We start from the raw sequence: 21306 nt of genomic DNA, 5'->3' as shown, positions 1-21306 counted from the left end.
GCAACCGGAACGCCGTCGATCGCACGTACCCACGACGAGGTGAGGAGCAGTGATGAGGCGCACAGCCAAGGCCGCACGACGGGCCATGATCGCGGGAGGCGCCGCGGCCGTCGTGGTGCTCGCCGGGTGCGCGTCGCCCGCGGCACCCGAACGCGGCGACGCGGCCGTCGAGGTCGTCGAGCTCACCCCGGCGCCCGCCGGCGAGCTCGACCGCATCACCTGGGCCATGTCGAGCGAGCCCGCCTCGCTCGACTGGATCTACAACGCCGACAACACGACCGGCTCGATCCTTGCGAACGTCTGCGAGGGTCTGCTCCGCCTCGCCCCCGACCTCTCGCTCGAGCCCGCGCTCGCCGAGTCCTTCGCGCACCCCGACCCGACCACCTGGGTCTACACCCTGCGCGACGGGGCGACCTTCCACGACGGCTCGCCGCTCACCGCCGACGACGTCGTGTTCAGCCTGCAGCGCCACCTCGACCCCGCCGCCGGCTCGTTCTGGTCGGGCGCGTTCGCGAACGTCGACTCGATCGCGGCGACCGGGCCCCTCGAGGTCACCGTCACCCTGAGCGCCCCTGACGAGCTGTTCAACGCCTACCTGTCGAGCCCTGCCGGCATCGTCGAGCGGGCCGCCACCGTGCAGGAGCTCGGCGAGCGCTACGGCACGCCCCAGGGCGGCGTGAACTGCATCGGGCCGTACGAGTTCGACAGCTGGGACTCCGGGCAGACGATCACCCTCGTCCGCGACGACGACTACTTCGACCCCGAGCTGCGGGCGAAGACCGAGACCGTCGAGTTCGCCATCGTGCGCGACCCCGCCGCCGTCGTGAACGGCCTGCTCTCCGGTTCGCTCGACGGCACCTGGGAGGTCGCCCCCTCCGCGATCACCCGGCTCTCGGGTAGCGGCGTCGGCACCGTGTACTACGGGCCGAGCACGCAGGGCTACAACGCCATCGTGATGGACCCCACCGGCCCGCTCGCCGACCCCGTCGTGCGCGAGGCCCTCTCCATGGTGATCGACCGGCAGGCCATCATCGACGTCGCCATCGCCGGCGCCGGCCAGGAGCAGCGCGCCCCCGCGGTGCCCGGCACCTGGGGCTACGAGCGCGACGCCTTCCAGGCCGCCTGGGACGACATCGACTCGGCGACCCTCGACCTGGATGCCGCGAAGGAACTGCTCGCCACCACCACGGCGCCCACCGAGCCCATCGTGCTCGCCACGACGAGCGCCGAGGCGCAGACGCCCGTGATCGGCGCCGAGATCCAGTCCGCCGCGGCGAAGATCGGCCTCGACGTCGAGATCAGCTCGGTCCCCGTCGACCAGTACTACGCCGTCTACACCGACGCCGAGGCGCGGAAGGGCATCGACCTCTACCTCACCGCCTGGGGCACCGACTTCGCCGACCCGCTGCAGATGTACCGCTACTTCGAGACGGGCAACTTCTACAACTTCTTCGGCTTCTCGAACCCCGACTACGACGCCCTCATCGCGCAGGCGGGCACCCAGTCCGACCCCGCCGAGCGCGCGGCATCCATCATCGAGGCGCAGCGGATCGTCGTCGACGAGTCGCTCTGGATCCCGCTCTACGCGCCCTACAACACGATGTTCCTGAACGCCCGCGCCACCGGGGCCCCGGCCTCGTACGTGCAGCTGCACTCGCCGTGGGCGGCGATGATCGGGGCCGCCGGATGAGCGCCTGGCTGCTCCCGCTCGCCCGGCGCGTCGGCTCCCTCGCCCTCGTCCTGCTCGCGACCTCCTTCATCGTCTTCGGCGCGATGTACCTCGCGCCCGGCTCGCCCGAGTCCTTCCTCGTGCGCGGCAACTCGGTGACGCAGGAGACGCTGCAGGCGATCCGCGACCAGTACCACCTCGACGAGCCGTTCCTCTCGCAGTACGTGCTCTGGCTCGGCGGCGTCGTGCACGGCGACTTCGGCCTCTCGATCCAGTTCCGCCAGCCCGTCGCGGAGCTCATCGCCAGCCGGGTGCCGACGACCGCGCTGCTCGTCGGCTACGCCGCGGTGCTGATCCTCGTCGTCGGCGTGCTCGTCGGCGTCCTCGCCGCGGTGAAGCGCGGCGGGGTCGACAGCACGGCGATCGTCGTCAGCACCGTCGCGATGGCGACCCCGTCCTTCGTGGTCGCGATGGCGCTCACCTCCCTGTTCGCGGTGACCCTCGGCTGGTTCCCCGCCTTCGGCGCGGGCGAGGGCTTCGGCGACCGGCTCTGGCACCTGACGCTCCCGGCGATCGCGCTCGCGCTCTCCTCGGCGGCGCTCGTGCTGAGGACGACGCGCACCTCGATGATCGGCGCGCTCGGCAAGGAGTACGTCGAGACCGCCCGGGTGCGCGGCTTCTCCTCCTCGCGCGTCATCTGGGGGCAGGCGTTCCGCGGCGGCATCGTGCCCGTCGTGACCCTCGCCGGCCTCGTCATCTCCGGCCTGCTCGTCACGACGACCATCGTCGAGACGGTGTTCGGCCTGAACGGCATCGGCTCGCTCCTCGTGCAGGCCGTGAACGTGAAGGACTTCCCCGTCGTGCAGGCCGTCATCCTCATCATCGTCGCCGTGTTCGTGCTCTCGAACCTCGTCGTCGACCTGCTCTACCCGGTGCTCGAACCCCGCGCCCGGGCGAAGGGAGGCGCGAGGTGACGCTCCCCACCACCGAGACGCGCTCGACGCATCTGCTCACCCGCCGCTCGTGGCTCGCCATCCGCCATCGCGGCAACGCGCTCACCCTCGCCGCGCTCATCGCGCTCGGCGTGCTCGTGCTCGTCGCGATCCTCGCCCCGGTGATCGCGCCCTACGACCCCAACCAGGTCTCCCTCATCGACGCGCTGCAGCCGCCGTCGGCCGCGCACCTGCTCGGCACCGACGAGGCCGGCCGCGACGTGCTCTCCCGGGTCATCTGGGGCGCCCGCATCTCCCTCCTCGGACCGCTCGGCGTCGTGCTCGGCTCCACCCTCATCGGCGTCGCCGTGGGCGTGCTCTCGGCCTGGCGCGGCGGCTGGGTCGACGCGACCGCCTCCCGCTTCGTCGAGATCCTCTTCGCCTTCCCTGGCGTGCTGCTCGCCATCCTGATCGTCGCCGTCTTCGGTCCCGGCCTCGCCTCGACCGTGGCCGCGCTCGCCGTCGCGTACATCCCGTACATGGCGCGCACGACGCGGAGCGTGGCGCTCGCCGAACGGCAGACGCCCTACATCCGGGCGCTCGAGCTGCAGGGCATGTCGGCCTGGCGGATCACCTCGCTGCACCTCGTGCCGAACATCGCCCCCTTCGTGCTCGCGCAGGCCTCGCTCTGCTTCGGCTACGCGATGATCGACCTCGCGGGCCTGTCCTTCCTCGGGTTCGGCGTGCAGCCGCCCGAGGCGGACTGGGGCGCCATGGTCGCCGCCGGGCAGGCCGCGCTGATCCAGGGATCGCCCGCTCCGGCCCTCGCGCCGGGCGCGGTCATCGTCATCGCCGTCGTCAGCTTCAGCCTGCTGGGCGAGGGCATCGCGGAGCGTGTGAGGAGGACGAGCGCATGAGCGGCTCGAACCGGCAGGTGGATGGCCCGGTGCTCGCGATCGAGGACCTCCGGCTCGACGTCGGCCAGGGCGAGGCCGCGGCGCGGATCCTCGACGGCGTCGGCCTCTCGTGCGCCGAGGGCGAGATCGTCGGCCTCGTCGGCGAGTCGGGCTCGGGCAAGTCGATGACGCTGCGCACCGCGGTCGGCCTCTCGCCGAAGGGCGCGAGGATCACCGGCTCGGTGCGGGTCGCCGGACGCGAGCTCGTCGGCGCCGGCCGCCGCGAGGTGCTCCAGGTGCGCCGGGAGATCGCCGCCATGATCTTCCAGGACCCCCGCGCCCACGTGAACCCCTACCAGCGCATCGGCGCGTTCGTCGCCGACGGGCTGCGCCGCACCCGCGGCTGGAGCCGCGCCCGCGCCGCGCAGCAGGTCGTCTCGCTCCTCGACGAGGTCGGCCTGCCCGACCCCGAGACGCTCGCCGAGCGCTACCCGCACGAGCTCTCCGGCGGCATGCTGCAGCGCGTCATGATCGCCTCGGCGCTCTCCACCGAGCCGCGCCTGCTCCTCGCCGACGAGTCCACCACCGCGCTCGACGTCACCACCCAGGCCGAGATCATGGGCCTCCTGCGGCGGCTCCGCGAGGAGCGCGGGCTCGCGATCGTCTTCGTCACCCACGACCTCGACCTCGCCGCGGCGAGCTGCGACCGCATCCACGTCATGCAGTCCGGCGTCGTCGTCGAGCAGGGCCCCGCCCTCGACGTGTTCGAGCGGCCCGAGCACCCGTACACCCGCAAGCTCCTCGACGCGATGCCCTCCCGGCTCGACGCCGAGGCGCCGACGCCGATCGGAGGCGCCGCATGAGCATCCTCACCGTCGAGAGCCTGAGCAAGACGTACGACCACGGTCGGGTGAAGGCCGTCACCGACGTCTCCTTCGAGCTGGCCGCGGGCGGATCGCTCGGCGTCGTCGGCGAGTCCGGCTCCGGCAAGACGACGCTCTCCCGGCTCATCACCGGCATCGAGCAGCCCGACGCCGGCCGCATCGTCGTCGCCGGCACCGAGCTCGAGGCCCGCACCTCCCGGCGCGCCCGCCACGAGCGGGCCGGCATCATGCAGATGGTCTTCCAGGACCCCTACCAGAGCCTCGACCCCCGGCAGACGCCGGAGGAGGCGATCGACGAGATCATCTCGCTGCACACCGCGCTCCGCGGCGCCGCACGCACGGCCCGCCGGCGTGAGGTGCTCGACCAGGTCGACCTTCCCGAGCGCGCCCGCCGCGCCCTGCCCCGCGAGCTCTCGGGCGGGCAGCGGCAGCGCGTCGCGATCGCACGGGCGCTCGCGGCATCCCCGCGCCTCCTGTTCCTCGACGAGGCGACGAGCGCGCTCGACGTCTCCGTGCAGGCGCAGATCCTCCGGCTGCTGGCGCGGATCCGCGCCGACACCGGCGTCGCCATCGTCTTCGTCAGCCACGACCTCGAGGTCGTCCGCTCGATCACCGAGGAGCTCATCGTGATGTTCCGCGGCGAGGTCGTCGAGTCCGGCGAGACGAGCCGGGTGCTGCGCGATCCGCAGCACCCGTACACGCGCCTGCTCCTCAGCAGCGTGCCCAGACCCGGATGGGACCCCGATCAGGTCTCCCGGGACCGCCGCACCTTCCTCCGTCAGCTCGCGTGACGGCCCGTCCGTCCCGCATCCCCCGCAAGGAGAGATCAATGCCGATGTCCCGCCGCACACCGCGACTGCTCGGGGGCGCCGCCGCCCTCGCCGCCGCCGTGCTCCTCGCCGGCTGCACCGCAGCCGGCCCGTCCCCCTCGAAGGGGACGAAGCCCGAGCTCACCGAGTCGCTGCCCGCCCCGAGCACCGAGGTCGAGCGCCTCGACTGGGCGCTCTACGCCGAGCCGTCCTCGCTCGACCCCATCTACCCGAACGACTTCCCGCCGATGGAGGTGCTCTCGAACGTCTGCGAGAGCCTCATGCGCATCGCGCCGGACTTCACGATCGAGCCCGCGCTCGCCGAGTCGTTCGAACAGCCCGACCCGCTGACGCTCGTCTACACGCTCCGCGACGGGGTGACGTTCCACAGCGGGGCGCCGCTCACCGCGGACGACGTCGTCTACAGCCTGAACCGTGCGCGCAGCGACGAGCTCGGCTCGTTCCACACCGCCGTGTACGCGAACGTCGCCGACATCGTCGCGACCGCGCCGAACGAGGTGACGATCACGCTCACGGCGCCCGACCAGACGCTGTCGCAGGCGCTCGCGACCGGCGCCGGCCGCATCGTGAACCGGGCCTCGACCGAGGCGCAGGGCACCGACTTCGGCACCCCCGGCTCCGACATCGATTGCACGGGCCCGTACACGCTCGCCTCCTGGCGGGCCGGCGAGGCGATCACCCTCGAGCGCTTCGACGACTACTGGGACGACTCGCTGCCCTCGCTCGTGGCCGAGGTCGACTTCTCCTTCGTGCGCGACCCCGCCGCGCGGGTGAACGCGCTGCTGTCCGGCGAGGTCGACGGCACCTGGGGCGTCCCCGCCTCAGGCTTCGCCCGCCTGCAGGGCGGCGGCCAGGGCACGCTCGCCTTCGGCCGCACCTCCGGCAGCTACGTCGCGATGGTGACCTCGCTCGACGGCGCGCTCGCCGACCCGCGCATCCGGCAGGCGCTCGCGATGAGCATCGACCGGGAGGGGATCATCGCCGCCGCCGTCGCCGGCGCGGCCGACCCGCTCGCCGCACCCGCCTCGCCCGGCACCTGGGGCTTCGCCCGCGAGGACTTCGAGCAGGCGTACCAGGAGATCGCGGACGCGGCCGGCGGCCTCGAGGAGGCGAAGGCGCTCGTCGCCGAGGCCGGCGTGCCGAGCGAGACCCTCACCATCGCGGTGACGAACTCGCAGGCCGAGATGCCGATCATCGGGGCCGAGGTGCAGCGCGCCGCGCAGGCGATCGGGCTCGAGGCGGAACTCACCTCGCTGCCCGCCGACGGCTACAACGCGCTGTACAGCGACCCGGCCGCCCGCGACGGCATCGACCTGATCTTCTCGCTCTGGCAGACCGACTTCCCGGACCCGACGCAGATCTACCAGTACCTCGAGAGCGACAACTTCTTCAACCTCTCGGGATGGTCGAACGCGGAGTTCGACCAGGCGATCGACGCCTCGCGAGCGAGCTCCGAGGATGCCGAGCGGGCCGCCTCGCTCATCGCGGCCCAGTCGATCGAGATCGACGACCCGACGTGGCTGCCGATCTACACCCCGTACAACGCGGTGTTCCTGGGGAAGGGCCTGACCGGGGCGCCGACCGCGGCCGTGCAGCTCAACTACCCCTGGGCGGCGATGATCGGCGGCGAGTAGTTCGCTGAGCCTGTCGAAGCGATCGCCCCGTTGGTTCGCTGAGCCTGTCGAAGCGAGGAGTCCGCTTCGACAGGCTCAGCGAACCATCCCATCCGCTCCGCTTCGACGGGCTCAGCGAACCACGGGCTCAGCGGACCACGGGCCCCAGCGCCGCGTGCAGGAACGCCGCCACCCGCGCACGCATCGGCGCGTCGAGGATGCCGATCGAGTGCGCCGACCCCGGCACCACGAGCGACTCGACGGGAACCCCGGCCGCCTGCAGCGCTGCGACGAACGCGGTCTGCTGCCCCAGCGGGATGACCTCCGCATCCGACTGGGCGAGGAACACCGGCGGATCGCTCGCATCCACGTGCGTCGCCGCGGATGCCTCGGCCGCCGCCCCGCACGAGGCGTCCCCGGGTTCGCAGCCGAGGTAGTCCGTCACGATGGAGCGCAGCCACGGGGAGGCGCCGTCGGTGTCGAGCGCGAGCCCGGTGAGCCCGAGCGGGCCGGACAGTTCGGCGACGGCCGCCACCCGCGAGCCGGTGTCGAGCGGCCCGTCGCCGCGGGTGCCGAGCAGCGCGGCCAGGCTGCCGCCGGCCGAACCGCCGAAAGCGCCGATGCGACCGGGATCGATGCCGAACTCCGCCAGCTGCTCGGGCTCGCGCAGCCACTCGACCGCGAGCGCCACATCGTCGAGCTGTGCGGGGAACACGGCGTCGGGCACGAGCCGGTAGTTCACCGAGACGGCCACGAAGCCCTCGCTCGCGAGCCAGAGGCACACGTTGCGCCAGTCCGCGTTCGCCTTATCGCCGCGGGCCCAGCTGCCGCCGTGGATCGAGACGACCGCGGGCAGTGCGCCCGCCGCGGCATCCGTCCCGCCCTCGCTCGCCGCAACCGCGCTCGCGGGGCGGCACACGTCGAGCGTGAGCAGCGTGCCGTCCTCGCGCACGCCGTACGCGAGGTCCTCGTCGACGACGAGATCGGCCGGCGCCTCGAAGGTGCGGATGCCGATCGGCACGACGCTCGCGAGCTCGCTGCGGGACTCCGCGGCGTCGGGGTCGATGGGCTGCAGCGGCAAGTGGAAGCCGGAGAGCACGCCGGTCACGGCGACGCCGGCGAGGGCGGCAGCGGCGATCAGCACCAGGCGCGTGCGCCCGCCGCGACCGCCGGAGGGACGAGTGCGGGTCACGGGGGCTCCGGGTTCAGGGGTGCAGCGATGCTACCCCTGCGTCGGCCGAATGCGAAGCCAGCGGCTTCGCCATGCACACGCTGAACTCCTCGCCGACGTACGGGCCGAAGTGCGGGATCACCCGGTAGCCGTGCTTCGCGTACAGCGCCTGGGCGGGCAGGTGCAGGGTGCCGGTCTCGAGCACGAGCTCCCGCAGGCCCCGCGCCGCGGCATCCGCCTCGATCGCCTCGAGCAGGCGCCCGGCGACGCCGAGCCCGCGTGCCGCCTCGTCGACGTACATGCGCTTCAGCTCGCCGCGACCGGCGTAGACGGCCGCGTGCTCGTCGTCGGCGTGCCCGTCCTCGACGAGCGCGGCGATGCCGAGCGCGTCGCCCGCACCGTTCCGGGCGACGAAGAGCCGCACGCCGGGCTGCTCGAGCTGGCCGACGTCGAGCAGGAAGCACGCCTCGGGCGGGTAGCCGAGCGAGAAGGAGTACTCGCTGCTGCCGGCGAGGAGGCGCTCCACCTCGGGCTGGCGGGGGGCTTCGATGCGGATCGACACGGTGCTGGTCACGAGGAGAGGGTATGCGTCGCGTGTTTCCGCGCGGTTTCGGCGCCCGCGCAGGATGCCCGGCGCTTTCCCAGCGGCGATCGGGTATCGTTGGGAGGTCGGTTCTGGACACCGCGCTGTGCGCGGATGGGTTTGTGAGTCCTGAGGGCCGGTTCTGCAGCATCAGGCTGCGGATAGTCACCGTATGTGAACGGCCCCGGTCGACGATGCTCCCGGGTTCTCGGTACGCCGCGCCCCGCGGCGGCATCGCCATGTACTCGAATACAACCCAGGAAGCACCAGCATGCCGAAGAACAAGAAGCCCGCCGGCGGACGAGCCCACGACTTCGACCCCTCCTACGCGAAGAGCAGCCGCGCCGGTCGCCCGGCCGGCAGCGGCAAGCCCGGCTCGCGCAGCCCCGGCCACCGCGGCTACCGCCCCGAGGAGGCATCCGACCGCAAGCCGCGCTGGACCCGCGACGAGCGCACCGCCAGCGGTCGCGCCCCGCACCGCTCCGAGCGGGACGGGCGTTCGTACGATCGTGACGAGCGTGCGCCGCGTCGTTCCTACGATCGGGATGACCGTGCGCCGCGTCGTTCGTACGATCGTGACGACCGTCCGGCTCGTTCGTTCGATCGTGATGAGCGTGCGCCGCGTCGTTCGTACGATCGGGATGATCGTGCGCCGCGTCGTTCGTACGATCGTGATGGCGCTTCGACGGGCTCAGCGAACCAGCGTGGCCCGCGTCGCTTCGATCGGGATGATCGGGCTCCGCGTCGCTTCGACCGGGATGAGCGTCCGGCTCGGTCGTATGACCGGGATGACCGCCCGCGTCGTTCGTTCGATCGTGATGGCGCTTCGACGGGCTCAGCGAACCAGCGTGGTCCGCGTCGCTTCGAGCGTGATGAGCGTGCGCCGCGTCGTTTCGACCGGGACGAGCGTCCGGCTCGGTCGTATGACCGCGATGACCGTCCGCGTCGTTTCGAGCGGGATGGCGCTTCGACGGGCTCAGCGAACCAGCGCGGCGCGCGTCGCGACTTCGACCGTCCCGGCTTCCGCGACTCGGAGCGCCGGCCCTCGGCGTTCTACCCGGCGAAGGACGAGCGCAGCCGCTTCACCCCCGAGGACGACGTCGTGCTCGAGCGTCTCGAGGCCCAGGCCATCCAGGCCGACGCGGTCGACGGCATCGGCTTCGGCGAGCTCGGTCTCGGCGGCAACATCGTCCGCGCTCTGAAGGAGCTCGGCGCCGAGTCGCCGTTCCCGATCCAGGCGGCGACGATCCCCGTCGTGCTCGAGGGGCGCGACGTGCTCGGCCGCGGCCGCACCGGCTCCGGCAAGACGATCGCCTTCGGCGCGGCGACGGTCGAGCGGCTCATGCAGCTCTGGGCCGAGCAGCAGCGCAACGTCGAGAACGGCCCCGACGGCCGCCGCAAGCGCCAGATGGGTCGCGCGCCCCGCGCCCTGATCCTTGCGCCGACCCGTGAGCTCGCGCTCCAGATCGACCGCACCGTGCAGCCGATCGCCCAGTCCGTCGGGCTCTTCACCACGCAGGTCTACGGCGGCGTGCCGCAGGCCCGCCAGGTGGGGGCGCTCCGCCGCGGCGTCGACATCGTCATCGGCACCCCCGGCCGCATCGAGGACCTGCTCGCGCAGGGACACCTCGACCTCTCCGACATCCGCATCACGGTGCTCGACGAGGCCGACCACATGTGCGACCTCGGCTTCCTCGAGCCGGTGCAGCGCATCCTCCGCGAGACCCGCGACGGCGGCCAGAAACTGCTGTTCTCGGCGACGCTCGACACCGGCGTGGCCGCGCTCGTCGACGAGTTCCTCGTCGACCCGGCCGTGCACGAGGTCGCCGGCGAGGACCAGGCCTCCGGCACCATCGAGCACCGCGTGTTCGTGATCGACAACCGCGACAAGCGCGACATCGTCGCCCAGCTCGCCGACCGCGACGGCAAGACCCTCGTCTTCTCGCGCACCCGCGCGTTCGCCGAGGACCTCACCGAGCACCTGGAGGATGCCGGCGTCCGCGCTGTCGCCCTGCACGGCGACCTGAACCAGTCGCGCCGCACCCGCAACCTGCAGCAGCTCACGAGCGGGCGCGTCGACGTGCTCGTCGCGACCGACGTCGCGGCCCGAGGCATCCACGTCGACGACATCGACCTGGTGATCCAGGCCGACGCGCCCGACGAGTACAAGACGTACCTGCACCGCTCGGGCCGCACGGGCCGCGCCGGACGCACGGGCCGGGTCGTGACCCTCATCCCGCGCAACCGGCAGCGTCGCATGAACGAGCTGCTCGACCGCGCCGAGATCGAGGTCGACTTCGAGGACGTGCGACTCGGCGACGAGCTCCTGTACGACCTCGGGCCCGTCGAGGCGGGCGCGACGTCCGCCGAGTAGGCACGTTCGAGGCGACCGTCCACCGAGGGAATCCGTCCGCATCCAGTGGGTGCGGGCGGGTTCTTCCGTTTCCGGGGCGCCCCTGAGCTGCCGACGTCTCGCGGGGCGATACCGTGGCGACATGCGCTCACCGCTCGTCCTTCCGGCCGTCGCGGCCGTCGGCCTCCTGCTCGCGGGATGCGCGTCGCCCGCGCCGACGCCGACCACATCGGCCCCCAGCGAAACGCCCGAACCGACGACCATCGCAGGCCCACTCGACTGCGATGCGCTCGTGCCCGCCGACGTCGTCGCTGCGGCGATGAGCCCGACAGGTGACGGCACGCCGCAGCCCGAAGCGGCGATCCAAGGCAACGCCGCACTCGGCGCCATCGAGTTGGCCGCGGCAGGCGGGCTCGGCTGCTCCTGGCGCATCGGCCCGGCCCCGAGCGACATCCTCGGCGGCAGCGGTGAGATCGCGTACCTCAGCGTCGAGGTGCTGCCCGGAGCCGCCGGCGAGTGGCAGCCCGCCTGGCTCGGGGATTCGCCCTCCACCGACACGGTTGAGGTCGCCGGTATCACCGCCTCCCGCGGCGCGGGGGAGACCGGCTGGGAGTTGACCGCCCCCGTGGGCGGCACCTGGACGACGATCCGACTCACCGCGCCCGGGCTGGTGACGGGCGGGTCGGTCTACGGCGATACTGACGCCGAGCAGATGAACGGGCGGCTCGTCTCCGTGGGCGAGGCGGCGTTCCCTGTGCTCGCCGAGGCGAGCGCCGAGCAGCTCGACTGGCCGCGCGCCGCCGGACAGCGGCAGAGCGATGCGGTCTGCACCGGTGGCCTCGATCCCCAGGGCATCGGGATGGCCCTCGGCGCGGGGGCGATCGAGGCGAGCGTCGTCGATCCCACCTCGTCGGCGCCGACCAGCTTCCGCGACGCGGTCGCGGCGGCATCCCGGGCGTACCGCTGCGAGTACACCGTCGACGGCATCCCCGGTCCGACGATCGACGCGGTGATCGGTGCAGGTGAGCAGTTCGAACTCATGGCGGAGGCCGACCTCTCCGGCGTCTACGAAGCGATCGACCTGAGCGGTTCGCCGAGCTTCGTGGACGGGGATGCCGCGTCGCTCGTGCGCGTCGCGGACGGGCCGGCGACGACGGTGATGCTGAAGGTCGGAGACTCGGTCTATCGCGTGCAGAGTCACGACGAGCCGGTCGCGATCGCTGAGGCGGTGCTCGAACAGATCCGCTGAGGGGGAGCGCCTCAGCCGCGGAGCGCGAGCACGAAGGGCAGTACCTCGCCGGCGCCGGCCTCGCGCAGCGTGCGGGCGGCGACCGTGAGCGTCCACCGGCTGTCGGCCTGGTCGTCGACGAGCAGCACGGGGCCGTCGGGCAGCTCGAGCCCCTCGGCGGAGAAGCGCCCCCACACGCCGGCGAGCCGGAACGCGCTGTTGCCGCCGGGCTCGCCGCTCGGTCCGCCTCCGACGGGCTGCAGCGCGCCGAGGTAGGGCAGCCGGCCGATCTCGGCGAGCCCGCGGGCGAGCGAGTCGACGAGCTGCGGGTGCGAGCGCGAGGGCATCGCGACGACGGCCGCCGGGCGCTCGGCCCAGTCCCAGCCCGCGAGCACGCGCACGCAGGCGTCGAGCACACGCGGCGGCACGGGCTGGTCAGGGGCGCCCGCGGCGAAGAGCTCGCGCAGCACGCCGCCCCAGCCGAGGTCGGTGAGCCGGGCGAGCGCCCGCCCCTCGGCCGCCCTGGCCTCGACGGGGATGCGCCCCTTGAGCGGCACGCCGAGCGAGTCGGCGCCCGTGGGCCACTGCGCGCGCGGTTCGATCGGGACGCCCACCCGGTCGAGCGCCCCACGGGCGGCCGCCGTCGCCTCCTGGCCGACGGCGGCGGGGTACCAGGGCCCGGCGCAGGTGTCGCATCGCCCGCACGGTGCCGCGGTGTCGTCGTCGAGGCTGCGCTGCAGGTAGGCCATGCGGCACTCGGTCGTGCGCTCGTACTCGAGCATGTGCTGCTGCTCGGCGACCCGCTCGGCTGCGATGCGGCGGTAGCGCTCGGCGTCGTAGAGCCAGGGCTCGCCGGTCGCGACCCAGCCGCCCTGCACCCGGCGCACCGCCCCGTCGACGTCGAGCACCTTGAGCAGGAGTTCGAGCGGCGTGCGGCGGATATCGACCATCGCCTCGAGCGCCGGGGTCGACACGGGCTGCTCGCCGAGGGCGGCGATGACGCGGTTCGCGCGGTCTTCGTCGGGCATGGACGCGGTGGCGAAGTAGTGCCAGATGTCGCGGTCTTCCACGCCGGGCAGCAGCAGCACGTCGGCGTTGTCGGTCGCACGGCCCGCGCGGCCCACCTGCTGGTAGTAGGCCACGGGCGAGGAGGGCGCGCCGAGGTGCAGCACGAAGCCGAGGTCGGGCTTGTCGAAGCCCATGCCGAGCGCGCTCGTGGCGACGAGGGCCTTGACCTCGTTGCGCTTCAGCATGCCCTCGGACTCGGCGCGCTCGTCGGGGTCGGTCTGGCCCGTGTACGCGCGGACCTCGTGGCCGTGCTCGCGCAGCAGCCTGGCGGTGTCGACGGCCGCGGCGACGGTGAGCGTGTAGATGATGCCCGAGCCCGGCAGCTCGTCGAGATGGCTGAGCAGCCAGGCGAGCCGGCTCGGCGAGTCGGGCAGCTCGAGCACCCCGAGGCGCAGCGAGGCCCGGGCGAGCGGCCCGCGGATGGTCAGCACCTCGGCCGAGGCATCCGCCCCGCCCGTCGTGAGCCGGCCCGAGTCGTCGGCGACCGTCGCGCCGAGCTGCTCGGCGACGTCGGCGACGACGCGGCTGTTCGCGGTGGCGGTGGTCGCGAGCACCGGCACGCCCGCGGGCATGCGGGCGATGAGCTCGCGCAGGCGCCGGTAGTCGGGCCGGAAGTCGTGCCCCCAGTCGCTGATGCAGTGCGCCTCGTCGATGACGAGGAGGCCGACGCGCTCGACGAGCCCGGGCAGCTGGGTCTCGCGGAACGCGGGGTTGTTCAGCCGTTCGGGGGAGACGAGCAGCACGTCGACCTCGTCGGCGGCGAGGCGCTGCTCGACCTCGCGCCACTCGTGCGCGTTGGTGGAGTTGATGGCGACGGCGCGGACGCCGGCGCGCTCGGCCGCGGCGATCTGGTCGCGCATGAGGGCGATGAGCGGCGAGACGAGCAGGGTGGGCCCGGCGCCAGCGCGGCGGAGCAGCAGCGTCGACACGAAGTACACGGCGGACTTGCCCCAGCCGGTGCGCTGCACGACGAGCGCGCGGCGGCGCTCGTCGACGAGCGCGCGGATGGCCTCGAACTGGCCGTCGTGGAAGTCGACGTCGTCGCGGCCGACGAGCTCGCGGAGGGCGTCGAGGGCGGCGGAGCGCAGTTCGGTCATGGCGTCCAGCCTGCCCGATCCCGCTGACAGCCGATTCAGTCGGCGGCGCCAGGGCGAATGCGGTCGGTATTTGCGGGTGCCCGGCCGCCGCGACCCGCAAATACTGCCGTCACGCCCGGGGCGTCCAGAACGCCGGAGCGATCGGCCTTCCAGGAATCGGGACGGATGCGCTACGCTCGGGATTCCCGACCGAACAATCGGTCAGGAAATGTCCCATGACCATGCCAGGGGTCCCTGCCCGGCATCCCCCGTGCCGGCCCCGCCCGAACGAACAACGGAGTTCGTATGTCGACAGCTGTCACCGATCCCGCTCGCGCCGAGCGGATGTCCCGCGAGGAGCGGAAGGTGCTCGCGGGCACCCTCGTCGGCACCTCAATCGAGTGGTACGACTTCTTCATCTACGCGCAGGCGGCCGGCCTCGTGCTCGCGCCGCTCTTCCTCGCCCCGGTCGCCGAGTCGAACCCCGGCCTCGCCCAGGTGCTCTCCTTCGCGACCATCGGCATCTCCTTCCTCTTCCGCCCGCTCGGGGCCATCGTCGCCGGCTACCTCGGCGACAAGCTCGGCCGCAAGAAGATGCTCGTCTTCACCCTCATCATGATGGGCCTGTCGACCGCGCTCATCGGCGTGCTGCCGACGTACGCGGCGATCGGCATCGCAGCGCCGGTGCTGCTCATCCTGCTGCGCATCCTGCAGGGCTTCTCCGCCGGCGGCGAGTGGGGCGGCGCCGCCCTCATGGCCGTCGAGCACGCCCCGCGCGGCAAGCGCGGCTTCTTCGGGGCCTTCCCGCAGATCGGCGTGCCCGTCGGCATGATCCTCGCGACGTTCACGCTCTGGCTGCTGACGAGCTCGATGTCGCCCGAGGCGTTCCTCGAGTGGGGCTGGCGCATCCCGTTCCTGCTCTCGATCGCGCTCATCGTCGTCGGGTACGTCATCCGCCGCGCCGTCGAGGAGAGCCCCGTCTTCGAGGAGCTGCTGCGCCGCCGCAAGGAGTCCTCGGCCCCGCTCGGCCAGCTCTTCCGCCGCAACACCAAGCAGGTGCTGCTCACGGCGGTCATCTTCATCGCGAACAACGCCGCGGGGTACCTCCTCATCGCGTACTTCGCGACCTACGCCGTCGCGGCGCTCGGCATGGACCGTCCCACCGTGCTGCTCGCCACGACGCTCGCCTCGTTCGGCTGGCTGATCTTCACCCTCTGGGGCGGTCGCCTGTCCGATCGGCTGGGCCGGGTGCGCACGTTCCAGATCGGCTACGTGTTCCTCGCGCTGTGGGCGGTGCCGATGTGGTTCCTCATCGACACCGGCAACATCGTCTGGTACTTCGTCGCGCTGTTCGTGATGACGTTCGGGCTCGGTCTGTCGTACGGACCGCAGGCGGCGCTCTACGCCGAGATGTTCCCCGCGAACGTGCGGTACTCGGGCGTCTCGATCGGGTACGCGCTCGGGGCCATCCTGGGCGGCGCCTTCGCGCCCATGATCGCCGAGGCGCTCATGAACGCCTTCCACGCCTCGTGGACGATCGGCCTCTACATCGCGATCGCGGCGGTCATCTCGCTCATCGGTGTCTCGCTCGTGAAGGAGACGAAGGGCGTCGACCTGCTCGACTGACCCGCCCACCGACTTGCCCGACTTTCATGAAAGTCGGGCAAGTCGGTTTTCTGTGGGCGTGCGGGGTGGGGGTGGGGCATGCCATAATTACTTTCCGAACGCTCGGTCAGGAAATCGACCCGGCGAACCGCCGTCGCAGACAACGCAGTCAGGAGACCCGCATGGCCGAGGCCTACCTCGTCGGAGGCGTGCGCACGCCCGTCGGTCGCTACGGCGGCGCGCTCGCCGGCGTCCGCCCCGACGACCTCGCCGCCCTCGTCGTCCGCGAGGCCGTCACCCGGGCCGGCATCGGCGCCGACCAGGCGGGCGAGCTCGACGAGGTCATCCTCGGCGCCGCGAACCAGGCCGGCGAGGACAACCGCAACGTCGCGAGGATGGCCGTGCTGCTCGCGGGCCTGCCCGACGAGGTGCCCGGCATCACGGTGAACCGCCTCTGCGCCTCCGGCATGTCGGCGGTCACGATGGCCGCGCAGGCCATCCGGGCGGGCGACGCCGAGCTCATCGTGGCCGGCGGCGTCGAGTCGATGACCCGCGCCCCCTGGGTGCAGCAGAAGCCCGAGCGCGCCTGGGCCAAGCCCGGTGCCGCCTACGACACCTCCATCGGCTGGCGCTTCCCGAACCCCGAGCTGCTCGCTCGCGACAAGGCCACCTTCGCGATGCCCGAGACGGCCGAGGAGGTCGCGCGGGTCGACGGCATCACCCGGGAGGAGGCGGATGCCTTCGCCCTCCGTTCGCAGCAGCGCGCCGCCGCGGCCATCGCCGCCGGACGTTTCGAGGCCGAGATCGTCGGCGTCGCCACCCGCGCCGGCGAGGTGCTCGTCGACGAGGGGCCGAGGCCCGAGACGACCCTCGAGGCGCTCGCCGGATTGCGCCCGGTCGTCGCCGGCGGCTCGGTCGTCACCGCGGGCAACTCGAGCTCGCTGAACGACGGCGCCTCGGCGATCGTCGTGGCGAGCGGCGCCGCCGTCGAACGCTACGGGCTCGTGCCGCGCGCCCGCATCGTCGTCGGCACGAGCGCCGGGCTGGCTCCGGAGATCATGGGCCTCGGCCCCGTGCCCGCGACCGAGAAGGCGCTCGAGCGCTCAGGGCTCGACCTCGACGAGATCGGCTCGATCGAGCTGAACGAGGCGTTCGCGACGCAATCGATCGCGTGCATCCGCCGGCTCGGCCTCGACGAGGCGCGCGTGAACGCCGACGGCGGTGCCATCGCGCTCGGGCATCCGCTCGGTTCCTCCGGATCGCGCCTGCTCGTCACGCTCCTCGGTCGGATGGAGCGCGAGGGCTCCCGCTACGGCCTCGCCACCATGTGCGTCGGCGTCGGACAGGGAACCGCGGTCATCCTGGAGGCGGTGCGATGAGCGCCGCGAGCGGCCGCGTGCTCCGCATCGAGCGCCTCGACGACCGCGTCGTCGCCACCCTCGACCGCCCCGAGAAGCGCAACGCGATCGACCAGGCCATGATCGACGAGCTGCACGAGCTCTGCGCCGAGCTCGAGGCCGAACCGCGCATCCTGATCCTCACGGGCGCGGGCGGCGTCTTCGCCTCGGGGGCCGACATCGCCGAGCTGCGGGAGCGCCGCGCCGACGACGCCAGGAAGGGCATCAACGCGCACGCCTTCATCCGCGTCGCCGAGCTGCCGATGCCCGTCATCGCCGCCCTCGACGGCTACGCCCTCGGCGGCGGGGCCGAACTGGCCTACGCCGCCGATCTGCGGCTCGGCACCCCGGCGCTGAAGATCGGCAACCCCGAGACCGGGCTCGGCATCCTCGCCGCGGCCGGCGCGAGCTGGCGGCTGCGCGAGATCGTCGGCGACGCGCGCGCCATGGAGCTGCTGCTCACCGGCCGCGCCGTCGGCGCCGAGGAGGCGCTCGCGATCGGCCTGGTGTCGGCGGTGCATCCGCCCGCCGAGCTGCTGCCCGCCGCCCACGCGCTCGCCGATCGCATCGCCCGCAACGACCGGGCGGCGACGATGGCGACGAAGCGCGTGTTCCGTGCGCCGCGCGCGGCGCACCCGGCCGTCGATCTCGACGAGCAGGCGGCGCTGTTCGAGAGCCCGGAGAAGATCCGGCTGATGACGGAGTTCCTGGAACGGCGGAACGGATGAGTGCGGCGGAACGGATGAGTGCGGCGGAACGGATGAGCGACGCGGGGCGCACGCCGGAGGCGGCGCACGTGCGGGAAGGCGGCGTCGGCGGTGCCCCCGCCACGGTCGGGGTGCTCGGCGGCGGCCGGATGGGCGCGGGCATCGCGCACGCCTTCCTGCTCGCCGGGTCCCGGGTCACCGTCGTCGAGCGCGACGCCGACGCGGCGGAGGCCGCCGGGCGGCGCGTGCTCGACGCCGTCGCCGTCTCGATCGAACGCGGCACCGCGGATGAGGCCGCCGGCGTGTACGACGCGCGCTTCGCGACGAGCACCGAGGTGGGCGACTTCGCCGCGTGCGAGCTCGTCGTCGAGGCGGTCCCGGAGGAGCTCGCCCTGAAAGCCGACGCCCTCACCCGCGTCGAGGCCGTGCTGGCGCCCGGCGCCGCCCTCGCGACGAACACCTCCTCGATCTCGATCGACGAGCTGGCGGCGCTCCTCGACCGGCCGCAGCGCTTCCTCGGCATGCACTTCTTCAATCCGGTGCCGGCGTCGGCGCTCGTCGAGCTCGTGCGCGGCGACGCCACCGATGCGACGCTCGTCGTCGAGGCGCAGTCCTGGGTGCAGGCGCTCGGCAAGACGCCGATCGTCGTGGCCGATGCCCCCGGCTTCGCGTCCTCGCGACTCGGCGTCGCGCTGGGGCTCGAGGCGATCCGCATGCTCGAGGCCGGCGTCGCCTCCGCCGAGGACATCGACCGGGCGATGACGCTCGGCTACAAGCATCCCGTCGGCCCGCTGCGGCTCACCGACCTCGTCGGGCTCGACGTGCGGCTCGGCATCGCCGAGTACCTCGCGAGCACGCTCGGCGAGCGCTTCGAGCCGCCGGCGCTGCTGCGGCGGATGGTCGCCGAGGGCCGGCTCGGCCGCAAGAGCGGCGAGGGCTTCTACCTGTGGGACGCGCCGTGAGCGCGCAGACGAGCGAGAGGAACACGATGAGCGAGACCCTGACGCACGCGGCGCTGCCGAGCTACGTGCGGGATGCCTGGTGGAGCCCGGATGCCTCGGCCGCGACGAGCGAGGTGCGCGACGCCGCGACCGGCGAGCTCGTGGCCCGCGTCTCGACTGAGGGGCTCGACCTCGCCGGCGCGCTCGAGCACGCCCGCACGGTGGGGCAGGCCAGCCTCGGCGAACTCACCTTCCACCAGCGCGCGGTGCTGCTGAAGCGCATGGCGCTCGCCCTCACCGAGCGCAAGGCGGAGCTGTACGAGCTCTCGAGCCGCACCGGCGCCACGAAGCAGGATTCCTGGGTCGATATCGACGGCGGCATCGGCGTGCTCTTCACCTACTCGAGCAAGGGCCGCCGCGAGATGCCGAACGCGAAGGTCTACGTCGACGGCGCGGTCGAGCAGCTCTCGAAGGACGGCACATTCCTCGGGCGGCATGTGTACACGCGGCTGCCCGGCGTGGCCGTGCAGATCAACGCCTTCAACTTCCCGGTGTGGGGCTCGCTCGAGAAGTTCGCGCCCGCCTTCCTCGCCGGGGTGCCGACGCTCGTGAAGCCCGCGACGCCGAGCGGCTACCTCGCCGTCGCGATGGTGCGCATCCTCGTCGAGTCGGGCCTGCTGCCCGCCGGCTCGCTGCAGCTCGTCGCGGGCAGCGTGCCCGGACTCTTCGACGAGCTGCGCCTCGGCGACCTCGTCGCGTTCACCGGCTCCGCCTCGACGGCGGAGCGGCTGCGCGCGCACGACTCGGTGCAGACGGGCGGGGTGCGCTTCACGAGCGAGACCGACTCGATCAACGCCTCCGTGCTCGGCACCGACGCGACCGCGGGCACGCCCGAGTTCGACGCCTACGTGAAGCAGCTCGTCGTCGAGCTGACGACGAAGGCGGGGCAGAAGTGCACCGCCATCCGCCGGGCGATCGTGCCCGAGGCATCCGTCGACGACGTCATCGCCGCGGTGCGCGCCCGCATCGCGGAGCGCGTCGTCGTCGGAGATCCGCGCGCCGAGGGGGTCACGATGGGCCCGCTCGCCTCGATCGAGCAGCGCGACGAGGTACTGCGCCAGCTGGCCAGGCTGGAGGCCGCGGGCGGCGAGCGCGTAATCGGCGAACCGGGGGAGCCCGAGGTACTGCGCGCCGACGGAACGCGCGGCACGCTGCCGGACGGCGCCTTCGTCGTGCCGACGGTGCTGCGCTTCGCGGATGCCGCGAGCCCCGCCCTGCACGAGGTCGAGGCCTTCGGGCCGGTCTCCTCGATCGTCGGCTACCGCTCGCTCGCCGAGGCGGCCGAGCTCGTCGCGCGCGGCGGCGGCTCGCTCGTGACGAGCGTCGCGACGCACGACCCGGAGGTGGCGGTCGCGCTCGCCGGCACGGTCGCGGCGTACAACGGCCGGCTGCTGTTCCTCGACCGCGACGACGCCCGCACCTCGACGGGGCACGGCTCGCCGCTGCCGAACCTCGTGCACGGCGGCCCGGGTCGGGCCGGCGGCGGCGAGGAGCTCGGCGGCATCCGTGCGGTGCTGCACCACATGCAGCGCACCGCCGTGCAGGGCTCGCCCGAGATGCTCACCGCCCTCACGGGCGTGTGGCACGCCGGGGCATCCGCCCGACCGTACGAGGCGAGCGGCGAGCGGCACCCGTTCCGCAAGTCGCTCGCGGAGCTGCGCATCGGCGATCAGGTGCAGAGCCCGGCGCGCACGGTCACCCTCGACGACATCGAGACGTTCGCGGCGTTCACGGGCGACACCTTCTACGCCCACATGGACGAGACCTCGGCGGCGGCGAACCCGTTCTTCCCGGGGCGGGTGGCGCACGGCTACCTGCTCGTGTCGTGGGCCGCAGGGTTGTTCGTCGACCCCGAGCCGGGGCCGGTGCTCGCGAACTCGGGGCTCGAGAACCTGCGCTTCGTGACGCCGGTGTCGCCGGGCGACGAGATCCGCGTGGAGCTCACGGCGAAGCAGATCACGCCGCGCGAGACGGACGAGTACGGCGAGGTGCGCTGGGACGCCGTGCTGCGCAACCAGCGCGACGAGCTCGTCGCGAGCTACGACGTGCTGACCCTCGTCGCGAAGGAGCCGCTCGCGGCCTGAGCGCGTCACATCCGCGGTGGCCACCCGCGCGGGTGTCGCGGAGTCGCGCGAATCGCGCGCTGCGGGGCGTGGGCCGGTACGTTGGTGGGGGGGCACGCAGGGGAGGGGCACCAACAAACAGACGCGAGGGAACCCACCAACGAGCCTCACGAACCCCCCCACCCTGCCCAACCCGCCCCCCCCCCACGCGGTCCCCTTCGCGTGCTTTA

Annotated in this window: 16 protein-coding genes; 13 read left to right on the top strand and 3 right to left on the bottom strand. The window is 72.8% G+C overall.

Features of this window, described 5'->3' with window-relative positions; translation table 11 throughout:
- Positions 1–52 precede the first annotated feature (52 nt).
- The 6 genes from ACFWE1_RS06400 to ACFWE1_RS06375 are packed head-to-tail and all read left to right on the top strand — an operon-like array spanning position 53 to position 6845.
- Positions 53–1690 carry an ABC transporter substrate-binding protein gene (locus tag ACFWE1_RS06400; RefSeq protein ID WP_376932637.1) on the top strand — a complete coding sequence of 546 codons (1638 nt, stop codon included), beginning with the start codon at positions 53–55 and terminating at the stop codon, positions 1688–1690.
- Positions 1687–2643 carry an ABC transporter permease gene (locus tag ACFWE1_RS06395; protein WP_376932636.1) on the top strand — a complete coding sequence of 319 codons (957 nt, stop codon included), beginning with the start codon at positions 1687–1689 and terminating at the stop codon, positions 2641–2643. Before ACFWE1_RS06400 ends, ACFWE1_RS06395 begins: the two co-directional genes overlap by 4 nt.
- Positions 2640–3518: an ABC transporter permease gene (locus ACFWE1_RS06390; RefSeq protein WP_376932635.1), complete on the top strand. Its 879-nt coding sequence runs from the start codon at positions 2640–2642 to the stop codon at positions 3516–3518. The genes ACFWE1_RS06395 and ACFWE1_RS06390 overlap by 4 nt, the downstream gene beginning before the upstream one ends.
- Entirely contained in the window at positions 3515–4360 is an 846-nt protein-coding gene (locus ACFWE1_RS06385; RefSeq protein WP_376932634.1) for an ABC transporter ATP-binding protein, read from the top strand. The genes ACFWE1_RS06390 and ACFWE1_RS06385 overlap by 4 nt, the downstream gene beginning before the upstream one ends.
- Positions 4357–5172 (top strand): ABC transporter ATP-binding protein, encoded by an 816-nt coding sequence (locus ACFWE1_RS06380; protein WP_376932633.1) that lies wholly within the window; start codon positions 4357–4359, stop codon positions 5170–5172. The genes ACFWE1_RS06385 and ACFWE1_RS06380 overlap by 4 nt, the downstream gene beginning before the upstream one ends.
- 38 nt (positions 5173–5210) lie before the next feature.
- Positions 5211–6845 carry an ABC transporter substrate-binding protein gene (locus tag ACFWE1_RS06375; protein WP_376932632.1) on the top strand — a complete coding sequence of 545 codons (1635 nt, stop codon included), beginning with the start codon at positions 5211–5213 and terminating at the stop codon, positions 6843–6845.
- Between the two features lie 127 nt (positions 6846–6972).
- Here the strand turns inward: ACFWE1_RS06375 and ACFWE1_RS06370 are convergent, their stop codons facing one another.
- Positions 6973–8016, bottom strand: coding sequence for an alpha/beta hydrolase (locus ACFWE1_RS06370; protein WP_376932631.1), 1044 nt, complete (start codon positions 8014–8016; stop codon positions 6973–6975).
- A 13-nt stretch (positions 8017–8029) separates the two neighbouring features.
- Complete coding sequence (locus tag ACFWE1_RS06365) at positions 8030–8569, bottom strand: GNAT family N-acetyltransferase (RefSeq protein ID WP_376932630.1); 540 nt, start codon at positions 8567–8569, stop codon at positions 8030–8032.
- A 280-nt stretch (positions 8570–8849) separates the two neighbouring features.
- On the opposite strand from ACFWE1_RS06365, the gene ACFWE1_RS06360 reads away from it, so the two are divergent.
- Both ACFWE1_RS06360 and ACFWE1_RS06355 read left to right on the top strand, forming a co-directional pair.
- Positions 8850–10952, top strand: a complete 2103-nt coding sequence (locus ACFWE1_RS06360; protein WP_376932629.1) for a DEAD/DEAH box helicase — start codon at positions 8850–8852, stop codon at positions 10950–10952.
- A gap of 271 nt (positions 10953–11223) precedes the next feature.
- A complete protein-coding gene (locus ACFWE1_RS06355; RefSeq protein ID WP_376932628.1) occupies positions 11224–12180 on the top strand; it encodes a hypothetical protein in 957 nt (318 codons plus the stop codon).
- A gap of 11 nt (positions 12181–12191) precedes the next feature.
- Here the strand turns inward: ACFWE1_RS06355 and ACFWE1_RS06350 are convergent, their stop codons facing one another.
- A complete protein-coding gene (locus ACFWE1_RS06350; protein WP_376932627.1) occupies positions 12192–14324 on the bottom strand; it encodes a DEAD/DEAH box helicase in 2133 nt (710 codons plus the stop codon).
- A 285-nt stretch (positions 14325–14609) separates the two neighbouring features.
- Between ACFWE1_RS06350 and ACFWE1_RS06345 the strand changes: the two genes are divergently transcribed.
- The 5 genes from ACFWE1_RS06345 (at position 14610) to paaZ (ending at position 21097) form a co-directional block, all read left to right on the top strand.
- On the top strand, positions 14610–15929 hold the full coding sequence (locus ACFWE1_RS06345; protein WP_376932626.1) for an MFS transporter: 1320 nt from the start codon (positions 14610–14612) through the stop codon (positions 15927–15929).
- A gap of 161 nt (positions 15930–16090) precedes the next feature.
- On the top strand, positions 16091–17287 hold the full coding sequence (locus ACFWE1_RS06340; RefSeq protein ID WP_376932625.1) for a thiolase family protein: 1197 nt from the start codon (positions 16091–16093) through the stop codon (positions 17285–17287).
- Positions 17284–18033, top strand: coding sequence for an enoyl-CoA hydratase/isomerase family protein (locus tag ACFWE1_RS06335; RefSeq protein WP_376932624.1), 750 nt, complete (start codon positions 17284–17286; stop codon positions 18031–18033). The genes ACFWE1_RS06340 and ACFWE1_RS06335 overlap by 4 nt, the downstream gene beginning before the upstream one ends.
- A gap of 32 nt (positions 18034–18065) precedes the next feature.
- Positions 18066–18974 carry a 3-hydroxyacyl-CoA dehydrogenase family protein gene (locus ACFWE1_RS06330; protein WP_376932623.1) on the top strand — a complete coding sequence of 303 codons (909 nt, stop codon included), beginning with the start codon at positions 18066–18068 and terminating at the stop codon, positions 18972–18974.
- Between the two features lie 26 nt (positions 18975–19000).
- Positions 19001–21097, top strand: coding sequence for a phenylacetic acid degradation bifunctional protein PaaZ (gene paaZ / locus ACFWE1_RS06325; protein ID WP_376932622.1), 2097 nt, complete (start codon positions 19001–19003; stop codon positions 21095–21097).
- Positions 21098–21306: the final 209 nt, after the last annotated feature.

The organism is Agromyces sp. NPDC060279 (genome assembly GCF_042726785.1).
GTDB lineage: Bacteria > Actinomycetota > Actinomycetes > Actinomycetales > Microbacteriaceae > Agromyces.
Note: the sequence above shows the minus strand (reverse complement) of the source record. Positions and strands in the feature narration are given on the sequence as shown.